The 26,673-nt window shown below is 41.3% G+C and carries 25 protein-coding genes, 1 tRNA gene and 2 pseudogenes; 12 read left to right on the top strand and 16 right to left on the bottom strand.

Annotated elements, in window-relative coordinates; translation table 11 throughout:
- Positions 1-71: 71 nt before the first annotated feature.
- Positions 72-2,420 (top strand): mechanosensitive ion channel family protein, encoded by a 2,349-nt coding sequence (locus QE417_RS13655; RefSeq protein WP_311950837.1) that lies wholly within the window; start codon positions 72-74, stop codon positions 2,418-2,420.
- 337 nt (positions 2,421-2,757) lie between these two features.
- On the opposite strand, the gene QE417_RS13650 is transcribed toward QE417_RS13655, so the two are convergent.
- From QE417_RS13650 to dapF, 5 genes are all read right to left on the bottom strand, one after another.
- Positions 2,758-3,141 (bottom strand): hypothetical protein, encoded by a 384-nt coding sequence (locus tag QE417_RS13650; RefSeq protein ID WP_311950836.1) that lies wholly within the window; start codon positions 3,139-3,141, stop codon positions 2,758-2,760.
- Between the two features lie 36 nt (positions 3,142-3,177).
- Positions 3,178-3,444: a hypothetical protein gene (locus QE417_RS13645; RefSeq protein ID WP_311950833.1), complete on the bottom strand. Its 267-nt coding sequence runs from the start codon at positions 3,442-3,444 to the stop codon at positions 3,178-3,180.
- An 83-nt stretch (positions 3,445-3,527) separates the two neighbouring features.
- Positions 3,528-4,391 (bottom strand): hypothetical protein, encoded by an 864-nt coding sequence (locus QE417_RS13640; protein ID WP_311950832.1) that lies wholly within the window; start codon positions 4,389-4,391, stop codon positions 3,528-3,530.
- A gap of 243 nt (positions 4,392-4,634) precedes the next feature.
- A complete protein-coding gene (locus QE417_RS13635; RefSeq protein ID WP_311950830.1) occupies positions 4,635-4,856 on the bottom strand; it encodes a hypothetical protein in 222 nt (73 codons plus the stop codon).
- 177 nt (positions 4,857-5,033) lie between these two features.
- Positions 5,034-5,858 carry a diaminopimelate epimerase gene (gene dapF / locus QE417_RS13630; protein ID WP_311950828.1) on the bottom strand — a complete coding sequence of 275 codons (825 nt, stop codon included), beginning with the start codon at positions 5,856-5,858 and terminating at the stop codon, positions 5,034-5,036.
- Positions 5,859-6,036: 178 nt separating this feature from the next.
- Between dapF and QE417_RS13625 the strand changes: the two genes are divergently transcribed.
- The 4 genes from QE417_RS13625 (at position 6,037) to QE417_RS13610 (ending at position 10,715) form a co-directional block, all read left to right on the top strand.
- On the top strand, positions 6,037-7,599 hold the full coding sequence (locus QE417_RS13625; RefSeq protein WP_311950825.1) for a Do family serine endopeptidase: 1,563 nt from the start codon (positions 6,037-6,039) through the stop codon (positions 7,597-7,599).
- Positions 7,600-7,811: 212 nt separating this feature from the next.
- On the top strand, positions 7,812-8,810 hold the full coding sequence (locus QE417_RS13620) for a lysylphosphatidylglycerol synthase domain-containing protein (RefSeq protein WP_311950823.1): 999 nt from the start codon (positions 7,812-7,814) through the stop codon (positions 8,808-8,810).
- Positions 8,794-9,930, top strand: a complete 1,137-nt coding sequence (locus QE417_RS13615; protein WP_311950820.1) for a glycosyltransferase — start codon at positions 8,794-8,796, stop codon at positions 9,928-9,930. The genes QE417_RS13620 and QE417_RS13615 overlap by 17 nt, the downstream gene beginning before the upstream one ends.
- A gap of 71 nt (positions 9,931-10,001) precedes the next feature.
- Positions 10,002-10,715, top strand: a complete 714-nt coding sequence (locus QE417_RS13610; protein WP_311950818.1) for a metallophosphoesterase family protein — start codon at positions 10,002-10,004, stop codon at positions 10,713-10,715.
- Here QE417_RS13610 and QE417_RS13605 read toward each other — a convergent pair.
- Together QE417_RS13605 and thiL are read right to left on the bottom strand one after the other, a co-directional pair.
- Positions 10,712-11,251 carry a DUF4199 domain-containing protein gene (locus QE417_RS13605; RefSeq protein WP_311950816.1) on the bottom strand — a complete coding sequence of 180 codons (540 nt, stop codon included), beginning with the start codon at positions 11,249-11,251 and terminating at the stop codon, positions 10,712-10,714. The two genes, QE417_RS13610 and QE417_RS13605, sit on opposite strands and share 4 nt — an antisense overlap.
- A gap of 209 nt (positions 11,252-11,460) precedes the next feature.
- Entirely contained in the window at positions 11,461-12,501 is a 1,041-nt protein-coding gene (gene thiL, locus QE417_RS13600) for a thiamine-phosphate kinase (protein WP_311954666.1), read from the bottom strand.
- Between the two features lie 200 nt (positions 12,502-12,701).
- Between thiL and QE417_RS13595 the strand changes: the two genes are divergently transcribed.
- Positions 12,702-14,162: a DNA/RNA non-specific endonuclease gene (locus QE417_RS13595; RefSeq protein ID WP_311950813.1), complete on the top strand. Its 1,461-nt coding sequence runs from the start codon at positions 12,702-12,704 to the stop codon at positions 14,160-14,162.
- A gap of 149 nt (positions 14,163-14,311) precedes the next feature.
- Here the strand turns inward: QE417_RS13595 and nadA are convergent, their stop codons facing one another.
- Entirely contained in the window at positions 14,312-15,304 is a 993-nt protein-coding gene (gene nadA, locus QE417_RS13590; protein WP_311950811.1) for a quinolinate synthase NadA, read from the bottom strand.
- Positions 15,305-15,715: 411 nt separating this feature from the next.
- On the opposite strand from nadA, the gene nadB reads away from it, so the two are divergent.
- Positions 15,716-17,308 carry an L-aspartate oxidase gene (gene nadB / locus QE417_RS13585; protein WP_311950809.1) on the top strand — a complete coding sequence of 531 codons (1,593 nt, stop codon included), beginning with the start codon at positions 15,716-15,718 and terminating at the stop codon, positions 17,306-17,308.
- An 8-nt stretch (positions 17,309-17,316) separates the two neighbouring features.
- Positions 17,317-17,700 carry a DUF5071 domain-containing protein gene (locus tag QE417_RS13580; RefSeq protein WP_311950805.1) on the top strand — a complete coding sequence of 128 codons (384 nt, stop codon included), beginning with the start codon at positions 17,317-17,319 and terminating at the stop codon, positions 17,698-17,700.
- On the opposite strand, the gene QE417_RS13575 is transcribed toward QE417_RS13580, so the two are convergent.
- Positions 17,700-17,772, bottom strand: a tRNA-Gly gene (locus QE417_RS13575). The two genes, QE417_RS13580 and QE417_RS13575, sit on opposite strands and share 1 nt — an antisense overlap.
- Positions 17,773-17,834: 62 nt before the next feature.
- Here QE417_RS13575 and QE417_RS13570 point away from each other — a divergent pair.
- Entirely contained in the window at positions 17,835-18,356 is a 522-nt protein-coding gene (locus tag QE417_RS13570) for a gamma carbonic anhydrase family protein (RefSeq protein ID WP_311950802.1), read from the top strand.
- Here the strand turns inward: QE417_RS13570 and QE417_RS13565 are convergent.
- The 7 genes and pseudogenes from QE417_RS13565 to QE417_RS13545 all read right to left on the bottom strand — a co-directional run bounded on the left by QE417_RS13565 (position 18,337) and on the right by QE417_RS13545 (position 24,810).
- Positions 18,337-20,001, bottom strand: coding sequence for an Ig-like domain-containing protein (locus QE417_RS13565; RefSeq protein ID WP_311950799.1), 1,665 nt, complete (start codon positions 19,999-20,001; stop codon positions 18,337-18,339). The two genes, QE417_RS13570 and QE417_RS13565, sit on opposite strands and share 20 nt — an antisense overlap.
- Before the next feature lie 129 nt (positions 20,002-20,130).
- Entirely contained in the window at positions 20,131-21,993 is a 1,863-nt protein-coding gene (gene mnmG, locus QE417_RS13560; RefSeq protein WP_311950798.1) for a tRNA uridine-5-carboxymethylaminomethyl(34) synthesis enzyme MnmG, read from the bottom strand.
- Positions 21,994-22,045: 52 nt separating this feature from the next.
- A complete protein-coding gene (locus QE417_RS13555) occupies positions 22,046-22,285 on the bottom strand; it encodes a CBU_0592 family membrane protein (protein WP_311950795.1) in 240 nt (79 codons plus the stop codon).
- Positions 22,286-22,288: 3 nt separating this feature from the next.
- Complete coding sequence (locus QE417_RS23740; RefSeq protein WP_446670068.1) at positions 22,289-22,696, bottom strand: hypothetical protein; 408 nt, start codon at positions 22,694-22,696, stop codon at positions 22,289-22,291.
- A 126-nt stretch (positions 22,697-22,822) separates the two neighbouring features.
- A pseudogene (locus QE417_RS23735) lies at positions 22,823-23,140 on the bottom strand (ATP-binding cassette domain-containing protein); the annotation flags it as partial.
- A gap of 195 nt (positions 23,141-23,335) precedes the next feature.
- Positions 23,336-24,157: pseudogene (locus QE417_RS23730) on the bottom strand (ABC-F family ATP-binding cassette domain-containing protein); the annotation flags it as partial.
- Positions 24,154-24,810 (bottom strand): NAD-dependent epimerase/dehydratase family protein, encoded by a 657-nt coding sequence (locus QE417_RS13545; RefSeq protein ID WP_311950792.1) that lies wholly within the window; start codon positions 24,808-24,810, stop codon positions 24,154-24,156. The gene QE417_RS13545 and the pseudogene QE417_RS23730, both read right to left, overlap by 4 nt.
- 148 nt (positions 24,811-24,958) lie before the next feature.
- On the opposite strand from QE417_RS13545, the gene QE417_RS13540 reads away from it, so the two are divergent.
- The 3 genes from QE417_RS13540 (at position 24,959) to QE417_RS13530 (ending at position 26,466) form a co-directional block, all read left to right on the top strand.
- Positions 24,959-25,294: a tRNA-binding protein gene (locus tag QE417_RS13540; RefSeq protein WP_311950790.1), complete on the top strand. Its 336-nt coding sequence runs from the start codon at positions 24,959-24,961 to the stop codon at positions 25,292-25,294.
- Positions 25,294-25,770 (top strand): nucleoside deaminase, encoded by a 477-nt coding sequence (locus QE417_RS13535; protein ID WP_311950789.1) that lies wholly within the window; start codon positions 25,294-25,296, stop codon positions 25,768-25,770. Before QE417_RS13540 ends, QE417_RS13535 begins: the two co-directional genes overlap by 1 nt.
- A gap of 81 nt (positions 25,771-25,851) precedes the next feature.
- Positions 25,852-26,466: a superoxide dismutase gene (locus QE417_RS13530; protein ID WP_311950788.1), complete on the top strand. Its 615-nt coding sequence runs from the start codon at positions 25,852-25,854 to the stop codon at positions 26,464-26,466.
- Positions 26,467-26,673: the final 207 nt, after the last annotated feature.

Genomic DNA, 26,673 nt, shown 5'->3' with positions numbered 1-26,673 from the left:
GTTATTCTTAAAAACTCTTTTTGCTAAATGGTTGTATAAAATAGGCACACTATACATCGTAAAGCATGGTTTTGAACAAAAAACTTTCCCGGCATTTTTTAATGCTCTTTGTGGTTTTCATAACTGCTTTAACGTTTGTTCATAAAGCCAAAGCGCAGGACTCTACCAAAGCAAAAACAGATACCGCTGTTACCATACCCGATACGCTGCTTTTTAAAATTCAAAAAGCGCAGGCGGCCATTACCGAAATTAACGCCACCAATAAACGGGGTTTTGGGATAGAGAACATTCGTGACGGGCTGCAAAGTGTACGGGCAGATGTTAACCCGGTAAAAAAGGATCTGGACGCTGCGCGAAAGGTGATTGATACCAAAAGCTTGCTTAGCTATAACCTGATCTTGAAAGATGCGCTAAACCGCCTTACCGGCTGGCGAAACACGTTAACCAAGCATAATAATGACTTGCAGCGCCTGGCCGACCAGGTAATTGAGTTGAGTAACGATTCGGTGCTGATGGTTACGGCAAAAGATACAACCGAGAAGCGTTTATATAATAACCAGATAAGTGAAATAAAGCTAAGATTACAAACGGCAGGCAAGGTTACTACAGCAAAGTTAGATACCGTGAGCCGCTTGCTGGCCGATGTTTCGGCATCATATCTCACCGTTACCGATCTGCAAAACCTTATCTCTGAGCGTTTACAGCAATCAGGCAAAAATGCGCTGGGGCGCGAATCTCCTTACATATGGTCGGCGCCGGTAAGCAGCGAGCCAGGCAGCAGTATTGGTGATCTGATCAACTCGGCGGTTGACGGGCAAGGCAAGATTTTGAGCTATTTTATTAACAGTACTTGGGATAACCGCATTCTTTTGTTTTTAATCGGGATTGCATTTTACATATGGGTTTACCGCAACTTTAAAAAAACACAAAAGCCCGATCTGCGCCAAAAGCTGGGCCAGCTTACCTTTAGTTACATCAGTCCATATCCTGTTTTGGCTACGCTCATTGTCATGCTCAACATCACGCCCTTGTTTGAGCCCGATTCGCCATCGATGTACATAGAGCTTACCCAGTTACTGCTGTTGATAGCTGTTACCGTACATTTTTGGAAAACGCTGCCTAAGAGTGATATGAATTACTGGCTCATGATCGTAGGCCTGTACGTTGTCATCATTATTACCAATACCGTAGTACACGATGCCATATGGATGCGCCTGTGGCTCATCTTCCTGAATGCAGCATCATTATACATCGGTTTCTACTTTTATAAAAAACTGCTTAAAGCAAATGTTGCCAAACGTTTGGCTAAGCCCATCCTGCTCATTTTTTTAGGGTTGAATGTGTTCTCTATCCTGTTTAACATCTTCGGGCGAATTAGTTTGGCTAAGGTTTTCAGCGCCACGGCTATCATCGGACTTACACAGGTGATTGGACTGGCCGCCTTCATCCAGGTAATAAGTGATGCTCTTGAATTGCAAATTAAGGTAAGTTCGTGCTCAAACGGGTTGTTTGCGCGTTTGAACATAATTTCTACAAGGGCATCCTTCAGGCGTATACTATCGGTAGTGGCGGTTATATTGTGGCTGCTGGTATTTATGATCAACCTGAGCATTGCCGGCGGTGTGTTTGCGCTGGTGCAACAGGTGCTGGCCAAAGAACGCACATTTGGCAGTGTGCATTTCTCCCTCAACAATGTGCTGTTTTTTGCGGTGATTATTTACCTGGCTAATATGCTGCAAAAGCATGTAGGCATACTGTTTGGCGAAAGTGCCGTAAGGTTTGAAGATAAAACCGAACATAAGGGTTCAAAGCTGGCACTCATACGCCTGGTTATTGTGGTTATTGGTGTATTACTGGCCGTTACGGCATCAGGCATTCCGCTTGATAAATTAACCGTAGTATTGGGCGCGCTGAGTGTGGGTATTGGTTTGGGCATGCAAAACATTGTTAACAACTTTGTATCGGGCATTATACTCATCTTCGAGAAACCCTTCCGCATTGGCGATTATGTAGAACTGGCCGACAAGAAAGGCAAGGTGCAGGACATTGGCATCCGCTCGAGCAAGATGCTTACCCCGCAAGGTTCGGAGGTTATTATCCCCAATGGCGACCTGCTTTCGGGCCGGTTGGTGAACTGGACCCTGAGTAACGATTTCCTGAAAACTGAGATACTATTTAAAGTGCCTGCCGATACAGATCTTGATGCCCTGAACAAAGTAATTGAGGAGGAGGTAAGTAAATCGGCCAACATCCTTAAAAACCTGGCACCCGAAATACTAATCAACACCATTGCCGCCGACAGCGTAGAACTTAAAGTAATTGTATGGATAACCGATATTTACAGCGAAGCCGGCTTTAAGAATGAGTTTTTAAGGCGATTGCTGCCGAGATTGAAAGAGTTACAGGTTAAGATTTTGTAGGATACTTAATACCGTTACTGCAAGGTACAAAGCAATATTTGAACTATGCATAAAAGCTTTTTAAACGCAGGGATTGCTTCGTACCTCACAATGACGGTTAGGGGTGAGTAATACCTATTTAACTCAACCCCAAATATATTTCTTAGTTAAGCAGCGGCTACAGTAATAGCGTTTAAGGGGTAAAAACGATAGGTACTTCTTGATGAAGTATCCGCGGGGAATACGGTGACTGAATTCTTCGTTGCATTTATAACAGTTTACGGGCATAGGGTGAATAGTTTGCCCCTTTTACGCAAAAGAGACATAACTGTTACAACGCTTAATATGTTTTTAACAATTATTCTCCCATGCCTTCTTCAAATATATAGCCTTCAACGTGGCTTGCTAATACAAAATCGTTATCATCTTCAGATATGCCGTCGTGGCCATCCTCGCTTTCATCAGGGTCGAGCGAGAGGTATATTTTACTGCCTATGTGGTAAAACTTGCAGGAGTCTACATTATAAGGTTCGGCGGCGGGGTTTCCGTCAAAGCCATTTTTAAACACATTGCGGAAAACCAGCATTACATCAGCTTCGGTATAGGCCAGTTCGAACATAAGGCTGATGGCCGGTTCGCCGTCTACCTCGTGCTTTTTAAACTGCTTGAGGGTAGAGTTGAGCAGGGTAAGGTCGTTAACGAGGTAATTGATAATATCCGAATCGTGGCCGATGAATTTCATAAGTGCTATGATTTTGGGCGAATGTATAGTTTCTTTTTACAAGAACAAATATGGGGTCAGTGCAAGATTCACCACTATCATTATTTCGCCCAGTATTTTATTAAAACGCTTTTGGGTGAGTATAAGTAATGTTCCGGTAATGATGCCACCAAGTAGGAGTAATAATAAGTCGAGATAAAAAAGTGCGGAAAAGGCCAATAAAAGCATGAGGTTATATCCTTCGGTTAAGCATACCACATACAAATAGGATATGTAAATACATACACCATACAATATCCACGAAACAACCGGTTTTTGAAGCATGGCTAACAATACCTAAAACTACAAAAAAGCGCGAAGTATAAATATTCCGCGCTTTTGGTATCGGCATAAAAGTTAAATGTGGCTTATTGTACCGAAGCGGTCACCGTGGTGGTATTGGTTATTGGCCATACACCAGGCGCTGGAAAACTAACTCCTTTGGTGCTGCCACGTACCATTAAGTCGTTGCCAAAGTAGTACAGAGGCCAGCCTTTGTAGGTCAGTTGCTTTTTACCGAACACATCAATAATGGCAAATTGCGTTTTATCTAATATTGATGGTATGCTCATAACCGTAGCCGTTTCATAAATAGGCCATACGGCGTTATTGCTAAAATCGGCACGAGTGAAGGTGTTCTTGTTAAACTTATCAGGCGAGAAGGCATACAGCGTACGTCCGGCGGCATCGGTAATAAACTGGGTAATGCCTTGTCCAGGCTGTAACTGGCTATTGTATTGTACGCCAAGATGACCAACCAATTGGGCGTTGGCCAGCATAACGGTATAATCGGCTTTGGCCACAAACCAGGTATTGCCTACTTTATCGCCATTAACATCGCCCGCTTTTGCATCGTTTTGATAATAGTATAGCGGCCAGCCTTTGTAAGTGGTTTGCTTGCTGCCATCGGCGCGGGTAATTACACCAAAATCGGTAGCGGCAAGGCCTGTACCTATTGATGGGTTTTCTTTGTAAAATACCGGCCAAACCACGGCACAACCATCCGCACAACCCGAAGAGCCGTTGGCATCAATTGAAAAAAAGTACAGCGCACGGCCATTATTATCTGTTATGATGTTGCCAAAGTTTGCACTACTGCTCAATTTTACACCGGTTACGGCAGCCGGGGTGTTATTATCAGTCGAGGTATTGTCTTTACTGCATGAGGCAAAAGAGGTCATGATCATTATGGCTACGGCCATAATACGGCAGTTAAGTTTAATAAACTTCATAGAAAAATTGTTAGGTAAGAATTAGTATGTTTTGTACTAATCAGTACGCGGCGGGCTTTCTATGGGTTGCCTGCGGGGAGGAAAATTTATTGAAAAGAGGACTCTTTTCCTGGCGCAAGTATGTAGGGTTGGAAAAAGCGATGGCTACTTGTGCCTATCAAATGGACGGATACAAGTAGCCATTTCACAACCGGCGCTACATACTTGCGCCAGAAAAAGGGTTTTGCCTGCCAAATTTTAAGATTACCTTTTCAACACCTTAGCCAACGGCCCATCCATCTTTACCATAGCCGACCATCCCGGCATAGAGCCATCAGTCATACTGGCCACCAATTCATCTCTGATGTAAATTGTAGCTTCAGCTTTATTATCCTGAGATAAGAACCACAGTATTTGTAATTCATCATCAGAAGTTATTGATTCAATGTTTTTTTCGATATACCCGGCTAAATTTAAAAACGGCATTTCTTCCGGTTTATCAAAACCGCATTGGAGTTTCAGCTTGATTATACAACCAAATATCACCTATAATTTCCTCGTCCAAAAGTAAATAAGCATAGGCTACCCTGCCATCATCTTCAACAATTACAGAGTACTTATTATCACTATCGCAAAAGAATTGCCCAAAGTATTCAGGCATATTTACACCGTTTGCTCTTCTGCCGTATACTCCGCTAAATCGCCAACTTCTACTTCGCCCTCAAAAACTTTAACAGCCGGGCCTTCTAAAAATATGTGGGTAAATTGTGCACCATCATAATTAAAGTGCAGGTTCAGGTTACCACCTAAAACTTTGATGGGGGTGCTGATGGTGCCGGTTTGCTTGTTTTCTTTGGCCATGGCCAGCGCCACGGCGGTTACCCCGGTTCCGCAGGCGTAGGTTTCGTCTTCTACTCCGCGTTCGTAGGTACGTACAAAATAACCTTCGTTTAATGGTTCAACAAAATTTACGTTAATGCCTTTGGCTAAATAGGTGGGGTTATTGCGTATGGATCGACCTTCGGTAAATACGTCCTTTTGGGCTAAATCGCTAACCAATTGTACATAGTGAGGCGAACCGGTGTTCATCACATAAGCTTCATTGTCGCGGGTTACGGTGTCAACATCTATCATTTGCAGGCTAACCCAATCGCCCGATGCTGAAATTTTGGCATAGTGCGGACCGTCAACTGCCAAAAAGTTGGTTTCTTTGGTAATAACACCCAAGTATTTGGCAAAGGCCACAATACATCGCCCTCCGTTGCCGCACATACTGCTGGGCTGGCCATCTGCGTTGTAGTAAACCATCTCAAAATCATAGCCTTCGCGGTGCTGTAAAAACATCATACCATCGCCGCCAATACCAAAACGGCGATCACATAATGAGCTGATTAACTTTGGGTTATGGTGATTAATATTCCCTTCGCGGTTATCAACCAAAATAAAATCGTTACCCGCCCCTTGATATTTATAAAAATTAAGCTTCATTTTACGTTTACTATTAACCAGGTTAACAAACCTAAACAGTACAAAACCAGTACCTGCCCGACTTTAACATTTTTTAACAAAAATGGCAATAACTTCTTATTGTTCCTATCGTCTTAATGGTATTAAATTTGACTGGTGTTATTAAACCCAATAAAAAAGAATTAAAAAGATAAAAAATATGAGAAAAATTGGTTTAACCCTATTGACCGCATTTGTAGGCGGTGCAATGGCGCTCGGTACTTATAAAGTATTTGAGAAAGACCCTAACGAAGGACTTACCTTTGAAGAGCGCCAAAAAGTTCATTTTGCCAGTAACCCCAATACATCAAACATTGTATCATCGGCTGGCGATGTTGATTTTACCCAGGCTGCAGCATCGGTAACCCCGGCTGTGGTTTATATTCGTACCACGTATTCGGCTCAACAACAACAAGGCCGTAGTGGCGGCGGCGACCCGTTTGAAGACATGTTTGGCGACTTTTTTGGCCAACGTGCTCAACCGCAGCAACGCCAGCCTCAACGTGCTTCGGGTTCGGGTGTAATTATCAGTACCGATGGTTATATTGTTACCAACAACCACGTGGTGGCCAACGCCAGCAAAGTGGAGGTAACCACAAACGACCACCGTACCCTGCAAGCCAAAGTAATTGGTACCGACCCAAGCACCGATTTAGCTTTAATTAAAGTAAGCGCCACAAACCTGCCTATTGTAAAATTAGGTAACTCTGATGATGTACGCGTAGGTGAGTGGGTGTTAGCAGTAGGTAACCCTTTTAACTTAAACTCTACAGTAACTGCGGGTATTGTGAGTGCAAAAGGCCGTAACATTGGTATTTTAGGTCGCGAGGAAGAAGAGCAAAATCCGTTTGGACGCAGCCGCTACCAGCAGCAGCAACCACAACAGCCACGTTTAAACAAGGCTATCGAATCGTTCATTCAAACCGATGCCGCCATTAACCCAGGTAACAGCGGTGGTGCTTTGGTAAACACCAAAGGCGAGTTGATCGGTATTAATTCGGCCATTGCATCGCACACCGGATCGTACGAAGGTTATGGCTTTGCCGTACCGGTTAACCTGGCTAAAAAGGTATTGAACGACCTTGAAAAATTTGGTTCGGTTAAACGTGGTTACATTGGCGTAAGCTTTACCGAATTGAACCCTGATGTTGCCGGAGAACTAAAAATTAAAACCACCAACGGTTTGTATGTAAACGAACTGGTTGACGGTGGTGGTGCCGAAGCTGCAGGTTTACAAAAAGGTGATGTTATTACCAAAGTTGAAGGTAACCCGGTTTACGAATCATCTGATTTGCAGGAGCGTGTAGGTCGTTTACAACCTGGTGATAAAATCCGTGTAACTGTACTGCGTGCAGGTTCTGAAAAGAACTTTACCATTACCCTGAAAGGTGAACCTACTGCCGGAGCTAACAAAACTGCCATGAGCAAATCGGCCGAGGAGTTGTACAACAAATTAGGTGCAAGCTTCCAGCCTTTAACCCAGGCACAAAAATCTAAGTTCCGCTTAAACTCAGGTGTGGTGGTAACCCAGGTACGTCGTGGTGGTTTCTTCGAAAACTATGATATTCCTGTTGGCTCAATTATTACCGGTATAAACGGTGTAGCCATTAACAGTGTTCAGGACATTGATAAAGCCATTACCAACCTTAAAAACGGACAAATGGTTATCGAAGGTTATTCTTCAGATGGTTCCCGTTTCCGTAACAGCTTTGATGTGCAATAAGCACTCTATTGATTAATAAACAAATGCCCGGCGCTGATAAACACGCCGGGCATTTTTATTTAAGCATATTATTGTTTCATCACAAACCTTTTATTCGTATTGCTGTTTAATGCAGTTGGTTATAATTTTTAAGCTCTTTATAACCACACTAATCCACATTATTAACATAAATTTAAAAGGGCAGGCTTACAGCTTGCCCTTTTTTAATAACATTGCACAAAATTATTAGCGTACAAATAGTGACAGGTTCGGCCAAAAAATGGATTTCGTGGATTATTAAGGCCGTATTGGTTACGCTAACCTTTGTGTTTGTTTACCGCAGGCTTACCAACAGTGAAGGGCTAAAACACTTTACTGATATTATTACCCAGGTAAACCGTACATGGGCCATACTTGCCGTAAGTTTAATTGTGGTGCTTATGGTTTTCAACTACCTGCTGGAAGCTATGAAATGGCGTTATCTAACCCACAAATGGGCACCCATAACTATGTGGCAATCCATCGAATCAATATTTTGCGGCCTTTCATTAGCCATTTTTACCCCTAACCGCTGGGGCGAGTTTGGCGGCAGGGTAATGTTTTTGCCTCCACGCCGCCGGGTGCATGGGGTATTTGCCATGGCAGTAGGCACATTTGGGCAATTAGTGGTAACCTGTGTGGCGGGTACGGCAGCCTTACTATGGTTTATTTACTACTTTTTGCACATTAACCAATGGGTATACATTGCTATGCTTACTACGGGTGTTGGCTTTATGGTGCTCATGCTCATTTTTTATTTCAATGTGCGCTGGGTAGTTTTTTTGCTTAACAGCATACCTTTTCTTAAAAAGTATCACCGCTTTTTTGATGTAATGAAACGCTACCGCTTTAAAGAGCTGCTGCATGTTATGGGTTATTGCGTGGCCCGGTTTGCTACGTATTCGTTTCAATATTACATTATCATGCACCTGTTGGTGCCCGAGATTGCTATGTACAAAATATTATTGCTTACGTTTGTGTTCTTCTTTATCCAGTCGGTTTTACCAACTATTGATATTGTTGATATTGGCGTACGCAGTGCCACCGCCGATAAATTGTTTGAGTATGTTACCCATCAGCATATTGCTGTAATGGCTGCCGTTGCCTTAATTTGGTTTACCAACCTTATTGTGCCGGCCATATTGGGTTCTGTTTTTGTTTTTAAATTGAAGTTCTTTGATAACAACCTATAGTATCTTCGTTCTGTTGGTTACGGGCTTATACCTCGTAGTACTAATTTATTTAATTAAAGGATGGGCTGCATTACGTCGCCCTAAACAGCAAATTCCGGCAGCACAGCTAAACACCAAAGTAAGCCTGCTGATAGCCGCGCGTAACGAGGAAGCCAACATCCGCGCTACCATAGAGGATGTTTTGGCACAGGATTACCCGAAACATTTGCTCGAGGTAATCATAATTGACGACCACTCCACCGACAATACTGCCAATATTATACGCAGCTACGCGCCGCAAGGCATTAAGCTACTACAACTAAATGAAGCCGAAAAACTTAATTCGTATAAAAAGAAAGCTATTGCCACGGCAATTGGCCAATCAACTGGCCATTTAATTGTGGCTACGGATGCCGATTGCAGTATGGGAAGTAAATGGCTCAGCAGCGTGGTATCTTACTACGAAACCCATGATTGGGTAATGATCTCATCTCCGGTAACTTATTTTAAAGAGAAAAACCTGTTTGAGCGCCTGCAAACGCTCGAGTTTTCATACCTCATTGGTATTGGCGCAGCCTTTATTGGCAACGGACGCGCATCAACCTGTAACGGTGCCAATTTTGCTTACCGTAAAGATGTGTTTTACGAGGTAGGCGGCTTTCAGGGAATTGATGATCTGGCATCGGGAGATGATGAGCTACTGCTACAAAAAGTGGCCGAGCGTTACCCTAACCGCATAGGTTTTTTAAAACAGCGCGAAGCCATTGTGTATACCGAAGCCAAACCTAACCTAACCGAGTTTATGCAGCAGCGCCGCAGGTGGGCCTCAAAATCAACCCGGTATAAAGACAAAAAAGTGGTGGCTATGGCCGTGGGTATTTGGTTATTTAATCTGAGCTTACTGATTAATGTATTTGCAGGGTTTTTCAACATCCGGTTTTGGGAACTGTTCTTATTACAAATGTTACTTAAATACCTGTTCGAGGCGGCGTTTCTGTTGCCAATAACCGCATTCTTTAAAAGGTCGAACTTAGTAATGTTACTCAGCATACTGTCGCCCATACACATTCTCTACTTTGTTTATGTGGGCTTAATGGGTAACACCGCCAAATACCGCTGGAAAGATCGTGTAGTGAAATAACATTCTTTATAGTTTGTAACAAACTGTATAAAAGCTACGTCTTTTATATACAGAGACCCTACACGCTTATCATGAAAACTATTGCCTTCCTGAACGATATTCACCTTGACGAGACCGAGCCTCTTGAACACGGCATAAGGCCGCAAGAAAACTGGAAACGGCTTTTAGATCATATTGCACACCACCATGTGGATAACATTGTATTTGGGGGCGATATAGGTGGAAAAAATGCTTATCCATGGTTCTTTGCTTCGTTAAAACCATGGGGTAAAAACTTTCATCTGTTAATTGGCAATCATGATAATTATGATGAAGCCATAAAATACTATCCAAGTGTAAACAGTGAGCTTTATTATGCTTACGAAGATGGACATGTTAAATACATTGCTTTAGATTCGTCAACATCCTGGATAAGTACAACACAACTCACCTGGCTTAAGGCTGAACTATCCACACCGAAAAAAATTTTGATTTTTATACATCATCCCATATTGGAGGTAGATACCCCGGTAGACAGGGTATACCCACTCAAAAACCGCGAACAGGTAAGGGATCTGTTATTAACATTGCCAAACCCCATCCACATTTTTTGTGCACATTACCATATGTCCGATGTGCAAACCCAACATAACCTTACCCAATACATTACCCCGGCCGCCTCTTATCAAATTAAAAAGCAGGCGCGGGATATTGAAGTGGATAACAGTAATTACGGTTATCGCTTGATTAGTATTGATGAAGACAGAATTAATTCGAGGATTATTTTGCTGAACAATTTGAATTAGGATACAACTGGTTGTAAATTCTTAGGTTTACGCTGAAGAATTAACGCAGTTGCCAAGGTTACCAAAATAGCTACGGGCAGAGGTTCGAGGTAAGTCATTAATATTACGCCGAACGGGGTTTTGTACATATCCTGGTAACCTTTCATATCCTCCATTTGCGCTTTAATTTCGGCAGCAGTTGCACCATTGTCTTTAGCTTGTTTAATTACGTGGGCAACGTAATTATCCATAAAATCGGGCATAAAAAAGTAATACTCAATAAGCCATACACCAACGTAAACCGTACAGCCTATAAAGGTGATCAGTGCAGCTATTTTCAGCGCCTGCAAAAATGAGATATACCCATTGTTATACTTATCACGATAATTTTTAACACCTACAAAAGCAAACGAAAATGCGATAAGCATACCCGTATACCCCAGCAGCATGCTACCCTCATAATTAGGATTATTATAACATGCTATGCCCGATGCCGTCATAAAACCTGCCACAATAACACCGGCAATAAGCCCAAAAACCCAGATTGTTTTTTTCATGATTTTAATTGTTTAATGGCTCAAAATTGGCGTATTGTCTTGTTTTTGCTTTCATACTTTAGGGTGATTTTGCAAATACAGTCCCCCATTCATTCTTAGTATTAAGGCAAAGGGACTACAAGTTACAAAGCAATTTCATACAATGGAAAATTGCTTTCAACAAAAAAGCAGGACGTTGATCCTGCTTCATATTTTCAAGTTATTAACCATTACTTTTTAAAAGCATTCCAGCCTTGGGCAGTAAGCTGGTGTACATGGCCACCTTTTGATACCAGGTTACAACCGGCAGATGATTCGGTAATATAACCGATGATACTTACATCCACATCATGCTTTATTTTGTCGTAATCGGCTTGTTTAACGGTAAACAGCAGCTCGTAATCTTCGCCACCGCTCAGGGCACAAACGGTAGGGTCGAGGTTAAATTCGCGGGCCGTATCGTACGTCATCGGGTCTATCGGAATTTTTTCTTCGTACAACTGGCAGCCTTTATTGCTTTGCTTACAGATGTGCAATATTTCGGAAGCCAGGCCGTCTGATACGTCTATCATGGCCGTAGGTTTTACCTTCACATCTTTTAACAGCTGTATAATATCATGGCGGGCCTCAGGTTTCAACTGGCGCTCAATGATATAATCTTTACCTTCCAGATCGGGCTGAATTTTTGGATTTTCGAGATATATCAATTTTTCTCGTTCCAGTAGTTGTAAGCCCACATAAGCGCCACCCAAATCGCCCGATACACACAGCAGATCACCTTCTTCGGCACCATTGCGGTAGGTTATATCGGCTTCATCGGCCTCGCCTAAAACGGTTACGCTAATAACCAGGCCTTGTTTGCTCGAGGTTGTGTCGCCGCCAATAATATCTATGTTGTATTGCTCGCAAGCCAAGTAAATACCGCTGTACAATTCTTCAATAGCCTCAAGCGGAAACTTGCTTGATAAACCTAAAGATATGGTAACCTGTGTAGGCCGTGCATTCATGGCGCAAATATCGCTCAGATTTACCTGTACCGATTTATAACCCAGATGCTTTAACGGCGTGTAAGCTAAATCAAAATGAATACCCTCCAATAGCATATCGGTTGATACCAGCACTTTTTTACCCGAATAATCAAGCACGGCTGCATCATCGCCCACACCTTTAAGGGTGCTTTTGTGCTTGAGCTGTATGTTTTGCGTAAGATGATCAATTAAACCAAATTCTCCTAACTTCTCAATATCGGTTTTACCCGCGTTATCGAACATATCCATTTTGCAAAAATACAAAAAGCTGAACGATTAAGATATGGTATATGGGGCAGAGAACATCAGTTAATTAAAAACCAGGTTTATTGTAAAGATGATGATAGAAAAGAGAAAATTTTAATAAAATATTAACATCAGTAAGTTAATTAATAATGAGTTAATGTTATTTCATGATATTTGTTGTGCTAAAAATAAAAAATATGAAATTAAAATTTTTACTCATCCCCTTACTGGCATCCCTTGCTTTTGTTAGCTGTAAAAAAGATACTTTATACAACAATGAAGCAGCCGATTCTTTAAAAGTTAAACTTGCCCCATACGCTTTAACAGAAGACTTTGAAGCTAATAGCAAACCTGGTTATGCAGCGGCTGATATTAATTTAAAAATTGGATCATGGAACTTTGATGAAGCACTTGTAGGTAACCTTGCTGCAGACGCTAAAAATGGCAACTATAGTGTTAGGCTACGTAGTGGTAAAATCAGCATGAATTTTGATGTTAGCGGTGTATCTCAAATTTCTTTTAAACATGGTAAATATGGTAGTGACGCAACTGTAGGTTGGCAATTACTTATTTCGCGCGATGGTGGTAGTACTTACACACAATTGGGTGCTGATTATACCGAAACAACCAATGCTTTGGTTACTGAAACAGTTAGTATTGCATCTACTGGGCCGGTACGTTTTCAATTCAAAAAATTAACTACCTCTCCTGCTGCAAGCCGTATAAATTTAGATGATATAACTATTATTGGCTTTGGTAATCCGGGTGTTACCTTATCAGACACTGATCCGGATGACGGCGGCAGTACAGGTGGTGGATCAACCAGTCCAACAACTCCAAGAGGTGTAACATTAGGTGCCGATGCTCCTCCGGCTACTGGTGATAATAGCAACCTGTTGTTTGGTAACCCATCTAATGCTACAACTGTAAGTGCTGACAACTTCTTTATCGATGCCGGTTACTATGTAGAATCTTATAGCAAAACAAGAGGTACCCCAAACTGGGTAAGTTGGCATATTGATGCTACAAATATTACGAATGCTGTAAAAAGAATTGACAATTTTGCAGGATTCACAGGTTTACCGACTGATTTTTACCAAGTACAAAGTAATAGTTATGTAAATTCTGGATTTGACAGGGGGCATAATTGTCCATCGGGAGATCGTACAAGTTCAACAAATGCCAATTATGCTACATTTTTGATGACTAATATGATACCGCAAGCTCCTCAAAATAATCAGCAAACCTGGAATTTTATGGAGCAAGATCTGCGTACACAGATTACAGCCGGCAATGAAGTCTATGTAATTATGGGTAGCTACGGTACTGGTGGTATTGGAAAAAACAGTAATGCTATTGTAAATTCCATTGATAATGGTCGTGTAATAGTACCAAGTAATGTATGGAAAGTAGCTATCATTATTCCTAATGGCAACGGTGATTTAATAAGGGCAGCAAATACAGGTTCGGTTAAAATAGTTGCTGTAAATACACCTAATAGAAACGATACTAACGTTTCTTGGAGAACTTATACAACTACCGTACGAGATATTGAAGCAAAGGTTAGTGCCGCAAATGGTAGTCCTTTCAATCTGTTCTCTAACTTACCCCAAAACGTTCAAGATGCCCTTGAAACTCAAACAGGTGCAGGAATATAATTTGTGAATGGATAAGTGGTGAATAGTGAATAATTTTATCCACAATAGAAAAGGAGACTGTTAATTCAGTCTCCTTATTTATTTCACCCGCAATGACGAGAATTTAGTTAAGTTTTTCACTCAATATTAACAATTCACTACTTACCAATCTACAGTCCCAATTTGGCCGATATATCCAGCATACGCTCAATAGGCTTTACGGCTCGTTCTATAATATCAGCCGGTACATCAATCTCGGGCATCTCGTTTTTAAGGCACAAATAAAGCTTCTCCAGCGTGTTCCGTTTCATGTGAGGACAATCATTGCACGCGCAAGAATTATTCGGTGGGGCTGGGATAAACACCTTCTCGGGGTTATCTTTCTCCATCTGGTGAAGTATACCTGCTTCTGTAGCTACAATAAATTCTTTTGCCGGGCTATTGGTAGCATACTTTAGTATACCGGTGGTTGAGCCAATATAATCGGCCAACTGTAGTATATGTTCTTCACATTCAGGGTGAGCCAGTATTTTGGCTTCAGGGTGGCGCTCCTTTAGTTTAGTTATCTTTTCGCGGCTGAAAATTTCGTGTACCATACAGGCACCATTCCACAGCACCAGATCTCTACCCGTTTTTTTGGCCACATAAGCCCCCAGGTTACGATCGGGACCAAAGATGATCTTCTGGTCGGCCGGCAAGCTTTCAACAATCTGTACGGCATTGCTCGATGTGCAAACAATATCACTCATAGCTTTCAGCTCGGCGGTACAGTTTACGTAGGTTATTACTAAGTGATCAGGGTAATTCTCTTTAAACTTTTTAAACAAGTGTGGTGGACAACTATCGGCCAGCGAGCATCCGGCCTTAGCGTCGGGCAGTAAAACCTTTTTAGTGGGCGATAAGATTTTGGCGGTTTCGGCCATAAAGTGTACGCCGGCAAATACAATAATGTCGGCATCGGTTTTGGCAGCTTGCTGTGAAAGGCCTAAGCTATCGCCAATATAATCGGCTATGTCCTGTATCTCGCCTTCCTGGTAGTAGTGGGCAAGTATAACGGCGTTCTTCTCTTTTTTTAGTTTTTCAATTTCAGCGTAGAGGTCGAGCGTGGGGTCTACTTCCTCTTCAACAAAACCTTTTATGTTAATTTCTTCTAAAATGTCCATTGTTCACAGTACAATAAATACAATTATTTTAATTTATATAAATCTCTTATTGTTTATTAGTGTGTTAGTAATGTGGGTAAGTGAAGATGATTTTATTTGATAAACAAACTTATTAAGCTTGTTTCCACAGGTTATCCACAACTACTAAAACTTAAACAACTGATTTACAACAGCACGATCTTATTCACACCTATGTTAATAAACTGTTATGTTAATTAAAAGCCAGTTTTAACAATGTTAACTTTGGTGTGATTTGCCACGCTAATCATTCAAACTTTTGGGGAGAAATAAAGTTTTAGCCCCGTTTGTTCACAAGTGTAAAAGTTATTAGCTTTTTACAGACGCAAAATTAACATCTTTTAACCTGCTTATCCACACAAGTATTACTTTTACACATTGTAGATACTATTTATGACAAGAAATGTGGATTTCCTGGTAGTTGGTTCGGGTATTGCCGGATTAAGTTTTGCACTTAAAGCTGCCAAACATGGTAAGGTACTGATAGTTACCAAAGCAAGTGAAGATGAATCGAACACAAAATATGCACAAGGCGGCGTTGCCGTAGTTGTGGATAAAAAAGAAGATTCGTTTGAAAAGCATATTGAAGACACCTTGATAGCTGGCGACGGACTTTGCGACGAAGAAGTAGTACGTATTGTTGTAGAGGAAGGGCCTGAACGTATACGCGAGATCATTGATTATGGTACCAACTTCGATAAGGATAAATCGGGTGCTTATGATTTGGCTAAAGAAGGTGGACATTCGGAGTTTCGGGTACTACATTATAAGGATATTACCGGGTTTGAAATGGAACGCGCCTTACTGGAGCAGATTCACCAAAACCCTAACATCGAAATATTAACCCATCACTTTGCGGTAGATCTGATCACCCAGCATCACCTGGGCCAATTTGTGGATAAGCAAAGTAAAGATATAGCCTGCTACGGTATTTACGCCTTTAATACCGAAACTAAGGAGGTAGAAACCATACAAGCTAAAGTTACCGTAATGGCATCGGGTGGGGCAGGACATATATATGCTACCACTACTAATCCGGTTATTGCCACAGGCGACGGAGTTGCCATGGTTTATCGTGCTAAAGGTAAAGTGCGTAATATGGAATTTATACAGTTCCACCCAACAGCGCTGTATAACCCTGGCGAATATCCTTCCTTCTTAATATCTGAAGCCGTACGTGGTTTTGGTGGTGTGCTGAAACGTACCAATGGTGAAGAATTTATGCAAGAGTATGATTCGCGTAAATCATTAGCACCACGTGATATTGTTGCACGTGCTATTGATGCCGAAATCAAAAAATCGGGCGAGGATTACGTGTATTTAGATGTGCGCCATAAAAAGAAGGCTGATATTTTAGAACACTTTCCTAATATATATGCCAAGTGTTTGGATATAGGTATTGATATGACCAAAGATATGATACCCGTAACCCCGGCCTGCCATTATATGTGCGGCGGCGTACTGGTTGATCATGTGGGCCGTTCATCCATTCAGCGTTTGTATTCCTGCGGCGAGTGTGCATCTACTGGTTTGCATGGTGCTAATCGTTTGGCATCCAATTCATTACTCGAGGCTTTGGTTTTTGCACATCGTATTTATGAAGATGCCATTAAAGATTTTGATGCAAACATTATCCCGGACAATATTCCCGACTGGGATGAAAAAGGTGTACAGCTATCAAATGAAGACATATTAGTTACCCACAACGTACGCGAAATGCAAAAACTGATGAATGATTATGTGGGCATCGTCCGTTCCGATTTCAGGTTAGACCGTGCCATGCGCCGCCTTAAATTTTTGCACGATGAAACCGAGGAGTTTTACAAAAAAACCAAGCTATCGGTAAAGCTTTGTGAACTGCGTAACCTGATACAGGTATCGTACCTGGTGGTAAAATCGGCCATGGCGCGTAAGGAGAGTAGGGGGTTGCATTATACTACGGATTACCCGCAACATATGGAGGTTTTAGAGGATACGGTGTTTTAAAGATTTATATGATGGATATTAGAACATTAATACCTAAAAATAAGTTTGACGAAAGCGGGATTGAAGAACTTAAAAAGCTATCGTTTGAACAGATTAAGCCTATAGTTCCAAATCTGTTAGAATGGCTTCAAGATATGAATTGGCCAGTAGCGAGTTATATAGCGGATATTTTGAAGCCTTTTATTAATAAGATTACTCCTGAGATAGTTGCTATATTAAAATCCGATGATGTAATGTGGAAGTATTGGATATTAGGGCTTATTAGGCAAACAAATGACCCATTGATATTGATGGAGCTGGAAAAAATTGTAAAATATCCTTCATTAGAAGAAATTGATAATGAAGTTGATATTGAAGCAATTGAAATTTTAAAAGGTGTGTATAAAAATTGAGCGGAAAACGGGATTCGAACCCGCGGCCTTCAGTTTGGGAAACTGATGCTCTACCAACTGAGCTATTTCCGCTTACGCTGTATCAAACTTAAAAATAGATTCGAAATTGTACATTCGAAATCCGAAATCAAAATATGCCTCTTATTCTACCTGTAAAAGATAAATACCCCGTAATTGCCGATGATTGTTTTGTAGCCGATAATGCCACCATTGTAGGCGATGTTACCATTGGGGAGCATTGTTCGGTATGGTTTAACGCCGTGATTAGGGGTGATGTGAATACCATAACCATAGGCCATCACAGCAATATACAGGATGGCGTATGTGTGCATGCTACCTATTTAAAAGCATCTACCACCATTGGCAATTATGTTTCGGTAGGACATAATGCTATTATACATGGCTGTAAATTAGATGATTACGTATTAGTAGGTATGGGTGCCATTGTAATGGACGATGCCGTGGTACAATCGAACGTAATTATTGCTGCAGGTGCTGTGGTGCTCGAACGTACTGTATGCGAATCGGGTTACCTGTATGCCGGTACTCCTGCCAAAAAAATAAAGCCACTTACCGATGAGCAACTGGCTTTACTACAAAAACTACCGCATAACTATAACCTGTATAGCAGTTGGTTTACTGACCCGGAGGAGTAGCTTTTGTTTCTGTTTCTTCTTTAGGTATTACCAGGGGTTCTTCCATTTCCCAGTTAGGTCTTAAGGTAAATTCCTTATCGCTGAACCACGATTTTTCGGGGTATTGTTTCAGGCGTACATTACCACTGTCGGCTTTCTTATTCTTATTATTATCGTAGGTAACCTTAATGTTGTATTTACCGGTAAAAAAGTTTTTGTATACAATAGATGTGTTTTTGGTAATTACATCTGTTTGCAGTGTTGTTTTCTTATCATTCTGAATTTCAACTATATAGCTTTTACTGGTATCGGGGACAGTTACTTTTAGCGTTAACGTTCCATAGTTTTCGGGTTTATCAATGGTGAAACGTTTATTAAACTCTTTGTTTTTGTCACCATAAATATTGGTTAAAGCCTCGTCGGCAAATTGCATTTCGTACCGGGTCGATTGTTTCCAGCGGTACTTGACGATCAATTTACGTGGGTTGGTGGCATCTTTAGTAATTGCTATATTATTTACCGTATTCGAGTCCTCACGCAATTTAATTTTACTAATATCAAACGACTCCAAAGGCAAGTTTGCCGTCAAAATTAAGTCGGTTGCGGGCCGCAATTTATTGTCGATGTTTATATTATAACCTAAGGTAACATTACGTTTAAATGCTTCATTACGGCCTTTTCTGAGGGCTATGGTGTCAATAAACTTGCCATCATCAGCAATGGCTACGCTCAAACTGTCAAAGTCCATATTACGGAAAAATACCAGAGCACTGTCGCGCGTTTTGCTGAAGTCTACAATTTTTTGTGCATCTAATGTAGCTGGATAATTTACTTTTAATGATGGCTTATTTAAGGGTTTATTAAATATCAGCGATACCTTACCATCATTATCAAAGCGTTTGGTAGTTACCCTAAATTTATCTGGAGCCTGTTTAAACAAGTTAAGTTGAATATTCGACACATCGCTTTTAAGATTGATCGGTTTATCCAGAAAAGCAATTAGCTCATTGTCACTATTATAAATTTTATCGGGTGATGTTTCTTTGAGCGCATATATGGTATAGGTGCCTTCATGTAAATTGTTCAACGAAAAGTTGCCCGATGAATCTGTAGTGGCAAAGTAGGAGGGTTTCTTTTTACCAAACATGGCCGAATCTCTTGCTGCTGGAAAAATCATTACGGTCGTTTCTTTCTCGGGTTGGGCCGTAAGCGTATTGGTTACTTTACCGCTGATGCTTAGCGAATCAATTTGGTCGCCGGTTGAAAATACGTAGGTGAAATTTTTTAACTCATTTGATTCGTTTACATCAGCAATGGATTTGCCGAAGTTGAAAACGTAAGTTGTGTTTTTTTGTAAAGAATCATTTAGTTTTATAATGAGGCTTTGACCTTTAGTTACGTACTCAGGTTGCTTTTCAAACGCGGGACTAATACTAACTTCGGTATAAGGATTATTCAGTTTAAAATATTCGTCAAAATCTAACTGAATTTGCTTAGCCGAAAACCGACGGGTTTTATTTTCAGGAGTTGCCTTTAAAAGTTTTGGTGGGGTGCGGTCACGCGGTCCACCCTGCGGTCTTTGGATGCTGGCGCACCCAATAAGCAGTAACAGACAAAAAGCAGTAAAATAAAACGATGAAATTTTAAGGTTTCGATTTAGAGGCATTTTTAAGCGTTATAAGCGATTTTGTATTTTTTTAGAGCCGTAGTATTAAAAATTAAAAATAATGGCTTTAACATATATTTATTAAAGCCATTTTTTGGGTCAAAATGAGAAAAATTTATAAAATTTACCTCATCGGGAAATGTGTACCATTAAAACTGAAATGTCTGACGGCGACACTCCCGATATGCGGGAAGCTTGTCCTAATGTGCGAGGCTTAATGCGCATCAGTTTTTCGCGTGCTTCTTTTGATAACGATACCAACTGCTGATAATTAAAATCAGGGTTGATCTCTTTATCTTCCATTTTTCTCATCCGTTCAACTATCTCCAGCTCTTTATCAAAATAACTCTCGTATTTAATTTTTATTTCAGCCTGCTCAACAGTTTCTTTATCATAAGCCGATAGTAGTTCATTCAAGGATGGTTCTACCTTACGTAAATCTTCAAACCCTACTTGTGGCCGACTGATCAATGATACTAACTTTACGTTTTGGGGTAGGGGGGCAGTACCTAATTCTTCCAATAAAGGATTTAATAAAGCTGCCTCAACTGATTTAGTTTTGGAATACTTTACAATATCATCCGAGTTTTTAATCTTCTGATTTACCTTATCTAAACGCGCATCACTAATTAATCCTAATTCATGGCCAATGGGCGACAGGCGAATATCGGCATTATCCTGCCGTAATAAGAGCCTGTGTTCGGCACGGGATGTGAACATGCGGTAAGGCTCTTCGGTACCCTTGGTAACCAAATCATCTATCAAAACACCAATGTATGATTCCGACCGTTTCATGATCAGCTCATGTTTATCGTGTACTTTTTGGTGTGCGTTAATGCCGGCTATCAATCCTTGCGATGCTGCTTCTTCATAGCCTGTAGTGCCGTTAATCTGTCCGGCCAAAAATAAATTACTTATTTTTTTGGTTTCCAAAGTTAGGCTTAACTGGGTAGGGGGGAAGTAATCATACTCAATAGCATAACCAGGACGGAACATTTTAGCATTTTCAAAACCCGGAATTCGGGTTAATGCACGATATTGTACGTCTTCAGGTAAAGAGGTAGAGAAACCATTTACATATATCTCAACCGTATTGAAACCCTCAGGCTCCACAAATATCTGGTGGCGGTCGCGCTCGGCAAAGCGGTTAATTTTATCCTCAATCGAAGGGCAATAGCGCGGGCCTAAACCTTTGATGCGACCGGTAAACATTGGCGATTTTTCAAACCCTTCTTTCAAAGTTTCGTGTACTGCCGAATTAGTATAAGTTATCCAGCAACAACGTTTTTCGGTAGGGCGTTCTACATCAGTAAATGAAAATCTACCCGGGTTTTCATCGCCCCACTGCTCTTCCATAACTGAGTAATTTAATGAGCGGCCATCAATACGTGGAGGTGTTCCGGTTTTCATGCGGCCAGCCTCAAAGCCTAATTCAACCAGTTGTTCGGTTAAGCCTGTGGCCGATTTTTCACCTGTACGGCCACCACCAAAACGTTTCTCACCTATATGTATTATACCGTTTAAAAACGTGCCATTGGTTAGTACCACCGCATCGCTTTCTATCTCAACACCTAATGATGTTTTTACCCCTTTAACCGTTTCGTTCTTCACCAGGAGGGAGGTAACAGTATCCTGCCATATATCAACATTGGGTATTGCTTCGAGTGATAAGCGCCACTCTTCGGCAAAGCGCATACGGTCGTTTTGAGCACGGGGGCTCCACATAGCCGGGCCTTTTGACAGGTTAAGCATGCGGAACTGTATGGTAGTTTTATCGGCTATAATACCTGATAAGCCACCGAGTGCATCTACCTCACGTACTATTTGCCCCTTAGCTACGCCACCCATGGCAGGGTTGCAACTCATTTGTGCAATGGTGCCCATGTTCATGGTAATGAGCAATACCGATGAACCCATGTTGGCAGCAGCGGCAGCAGCTTCACAGCCTGCGTGACCAGCACCAGCAACTATTACATCATATTTTTTAAACATCTAAACCTCCAATGTTCCACGTGGAACAATTACAAAATTACAATTGATAATATCATGTTCCACGTGGAACTTTAAATAATGATATTAACGCTACAAATGCCCAAATGCTTTCTAATATAACAAATGGCCAAAAGCTAATAAGGTATGATGAATACCCACACATGCCCGCACCCACAAAGTTCATTAAGGCATATACCTTGCTTTCAGGGCTTATTTTTTTGAATAAATTAAGCATAAACCCTATCAAAAGGATGATTACCCCAACCGATGCTATAATGTCCGAAGTCTTCATTTATTAGCTTTCTTTTAATTCAGTTAGTTCCATCCAGCGCATGGTAGTTTCCTCTAATTTGATATTGAGTTTCTCAATATCAGTAGACATGGCTACGATTTGCTGATGGTCTGACAAGGTATTAATCTGTTCAGTTAAGCCTTTAATCTGCGCTTCAATTTTTGCAATATCTGCCTCGGCTGCCTCCAGTTCTTTTTGCTCCTTAAATGATAATTTGTTCTTTTTAGGAGCTTGTACCACTGGGGTAGGGGCAACGGCTACAGGCTTTTGTTTTTGTGCTTGCTTGGCTTCTTCCTGTTCTAAACGGAATGAAGAATAGTTGCCATTATATAAATCAACAGCGCCGGTACCACTTACCACAAATAACTGATCGGTTAATTTATCTAACAAATACCTATCGTGCGATACCATTAGCAGTATACCTCCATAGGAGGTTAAAAACTCTTCTAATACGTTCAGTGTATCAATATCCAAATCGTTGGTAGGCTCATCCAGTATTAAAAAGTTTGGATTCTTCATCAGTATATTGAGCAGGTGCAAACGCTTCTTTTCGCCACCGCTCAATAGTTTTATAAAGCCATGCTGACGTGCAGGAGGAAATAAGAACAAAGTGAGTAGCTGCGATGCTGAAATTTGTTTGCCATCGGCCATGGTAATATATTCGGCCACATTTTTTACTACATCAATTACGCGTTCATCCTCTTTAAAGTTCATACCGGCCTGGTTAAAGTAACCTACTACGGTAGTCTCTCCTTTATCAATGTTACCCTCGTCGGGTTGAAGTAAGCCAGTGAATATATTTAATAAGGTTGATTTGCCACTACCATTTTTACCGGCAATACCTATACGGTCGCCTTTCTTAAATACATAGCTAAAGTTATCAATAACCTTACGACCCTGAAAGGTTTTACCAATATGATTAACCTCCATGATCTTGTTTCCCTGGCGCGATGTTTTCATGCTGAGTTCAACCTTGGCATTGGGTCCGGCATTTTTGGTTTTATCTTCCAGCTCATAAAAGGCATTAATGCGCGATTGTGATTTGGTACCACGTGCCTGTGGCTGGCGGCGCATCCACTCCAATTCCTTTTTCAGTAAGTTGGTGTTCTTTTGAAACTGAATTTCGAGGGTAGATTCACGTTCGGCCTTCTTCTCCAAAAAGTACTGGTAGTTGCCACTATAAGTAAAAATCTTACCACGATCAATCTCTATGATCTCGTTACAAACGTTATCTAAAAAGTACCTATCGTGCGTTACCATCAAAATGGTTTTAGCGCCTTCGGTCAGGAGTTTTTCCAGCCACTCAATAGTATCAATGTCCAGGTGGTTGGTAGGCTCATCCAGCACATAAATATCCGGGTCTTCAATTAACAGCTTAGCCAAGGCCAAACGTTTCTTTTGCCCGCCTGATAGGGTATCAATAGGCTGGTTTAAATGATGGATATCTAAACGCCCTAAAATATTCTTGATCTGGTATTCATATTCCCATGCATTAACGGCACTTAACTCTTCCGTTATCTTCTCAATGGCCTTCATGTTTTCAGGCTCATCTTCCAGCAACTGCTCATATTTTAAAATAAGTTGCTGTTGTACGTTATCTTTATGAAAGATGTAATCGCTAATGGTATGGCCCTTTTCAAAAAGAGGGTCTTGCTCCAAATAACCCGGACGAAGATCACGTTGCGATACGATTTTGCCTTCGGTAGGATTGATTTTACCCGATAATAATTTTAACAAGGTAGATTTACCTGCTCCGTTTACACCTACCAAGGCAACGCGTCTTCCGCGGTTAATGCCCAAAGTAAGGTTACGAAACAGCCAGTGGTCATGAAAAGAATGACCTAAATTTTCTGCTGATAAATAAGTGCTCACGCTAATTGTTTTATATGGTGCGAAGGATGTACAAACACACCCTCCTCAGTTTTTAATGATTGTTTGTACATGGCCCTGGCCACCGTTGCGGCTGGAATACTCACGTACTTTTTAAAGCTGCCGAATAGTAAAGGATCGATAAGCTTCATAAACACCTCGGCTAATTTCTCAACCAGTCTAAACTCATTACGGTTGCCCGTTAATAAGGACGGCCTGTAAATATGCAGCGCATGAAATTTGAACTTTTGAATGTCGTTTTCTGTTTTGCCTTTCCATTTCAGGTAATTGCCGCCTGCGTTAGCATCTGCATCAACTGATGACATGAAATGATACTGCTTAAAACCATTATTAAAAGCTATTTCGGCCAGCTGTACCGGGTAATCATGCTCTATTTTAATGTAAAGGGCCTTATCTGATGTCTTAGCTTTGGTGGTACCTAAGCAGCAAAATATTACATCGCCGGTAATTGACGCAGCTACGTCATCCATCTTATCAAAGTCAACTACCAGTTGAATCAGTTTTTTATGCTCGATAGGTAACTGCTTACGTACTATAATGAGTACCTCATCATAGTGTGGCTCGTTCAAAATATGGTTAAGCAGGTATCCTCCTGTTAATCCGCTTGCGCCTGCTATAACTGCTTTGTTTGACATAAGTTAAATACAAAGGTACGGAAAGTATTTTATGCTGCTATTTAACTGTATTAACCAATAAAATTCGACATCACAGAAATTATTATTCATAAACAAAAAAACCTACCTACCGGGGAGTATTAAATGGCGCATACTTATATTTGCCACCATGCAAACTATCTCCTGGCATGATTTTGAAAAAGTAGAACTGCGTGCAGGCACTATTATAGAAGTGCAGGACTTCCCTAAAGCACGCAAACCCGCTTATCAGCTCAAGGTAGATTTTGGTTCGCTGGGCATGAAATGGTCGAGCGCGCAAATAACCAAACATTACACCAAACAGGAACTGATTGGACGGCAGATACTGGGCGTAGTAAATTTTCCCGAGAAACAAATAGCCAATTTTATGTCGCAGTTTTTGGTAACCGGCCTGGCCGACGAGAATGGCGACATTGTATTAACCGCCGTTGAACGGCCCGTACCCAACGGAAGCAAACTCATATAATGCGTTTTATAAGTTTTGATAATGAGAGCAGTGTGTCTCCCGATGAATTTTTCATGGCCGAGGCCTTGCGCGAGGCCCGTTTGGCTTATGCCGAAGACGAGATACCCATTGGTGCGATAGTAACCTGCCAGGGCAAAATTATTGGCCGTGGCCATAACCTTACCGAACGCCTGAACGATGTAAGTGCCCACGCCGAAATGCAGGCACTAACCGCGGCGGCCAACTATTTGGGCGGCAAGTACTTAAAAGACTGTACCCTGTACGTAACCATGGAACCCTGCGTAATGTGCGCCGGGGCTTCATACTGGTTTCAGGTGGGTAAAATTGTTTTCGGAGCATATGATACCCGGCTGGGTTTTGGTAGATTGAATCAAAAGATCACGCATCCCAAAACGATGGTTACCGGCGGTATTAAAGAAAACGAGTGTGCCGAACTGGTGCGCGAGTTCTTTAGGAGCAAACGCAATAAAACTTAACAATAATCTGAACAAATATGAGGTTGAACCCTTTATATTTGCGAGGATACATCTTAATTTAACCTTAAAAAAATAGTCATTATGGCATTTGAATTACCGGCGTTACCATACGCAACCGACGCACTGGAACCGCACATTGATAAAGCTACTATGGAAATTCACCATGGCAAGCATCACCAGGCATATGTTACCAACTTAAACAAAGCTTTAGAAGGTAAGCCCGAAGCAACCAGCAGCATCGAAGAAATTGTTAAACACATTTCTAAATTCCCGCCTGCTGTACGTAACAACGGTGGTGGTCACTTTAACCATACTTTATTCTGGACCATACTTTCACCTAACGGTGGTGGTGAGCCAACCGGCGAACTGGCCGAGGCTATTAAAAGCACTTTCGGTTCATTCGATGAGCTGAAAACCAAACTGAACGAAGCCGGTGCTACCCGTTTTGGTTCGGGCTGGGCTTGGTTAGTAGTTACTGCCGATGGTAAATTAGCCGTAACATCAACCCCTAACCAAGATAACCCATTAATGGATCTTCCTGAAATTACCGTAAAAGGTACCCCAATTTTAGGTATCGACGTTTGGGAGCACGCTTACTACCTGAAATACCAAAACAAACGCCCTGATTACTTAGCTGCCATTTGGAACGTTGTTAACTGGAATCACGTAGCTGAGCTTTACAAAAAAGCTAAATAAGTTTTTTTTAGAATCAAGAGCCAAGAGTCTGGAATCAAGACCTCTTAGCTCTTTACTTTATAAAGGGGTTGGATTAATCGTCCAACCCCTTTTGTTTTAGGCGTTGGTGTAGTTAGTCAGTTCATTACCCGTAAACCAATAAGCAGCAAGCTGTTACAGCAATTAGAGAACGTATTAAATAACTACTTTAACAACGAAAGCACGCTG

The sequence above is a fragment of the Mucilaginibacter terrae genome, from assembly GCF_031951985.1.
Classification (GTDB): Bacteria; Bacteroidota; Bacteroidia; order Sphingobacteriales; family Sphingobacteriaceae; genus Mucilaginibacter; species Mucilaginibacter terrae_A.
Note: the sequence above shows the minus strand (reverse complement) of the source record. Positions and strands in the feature narration are given on the sequence as shown.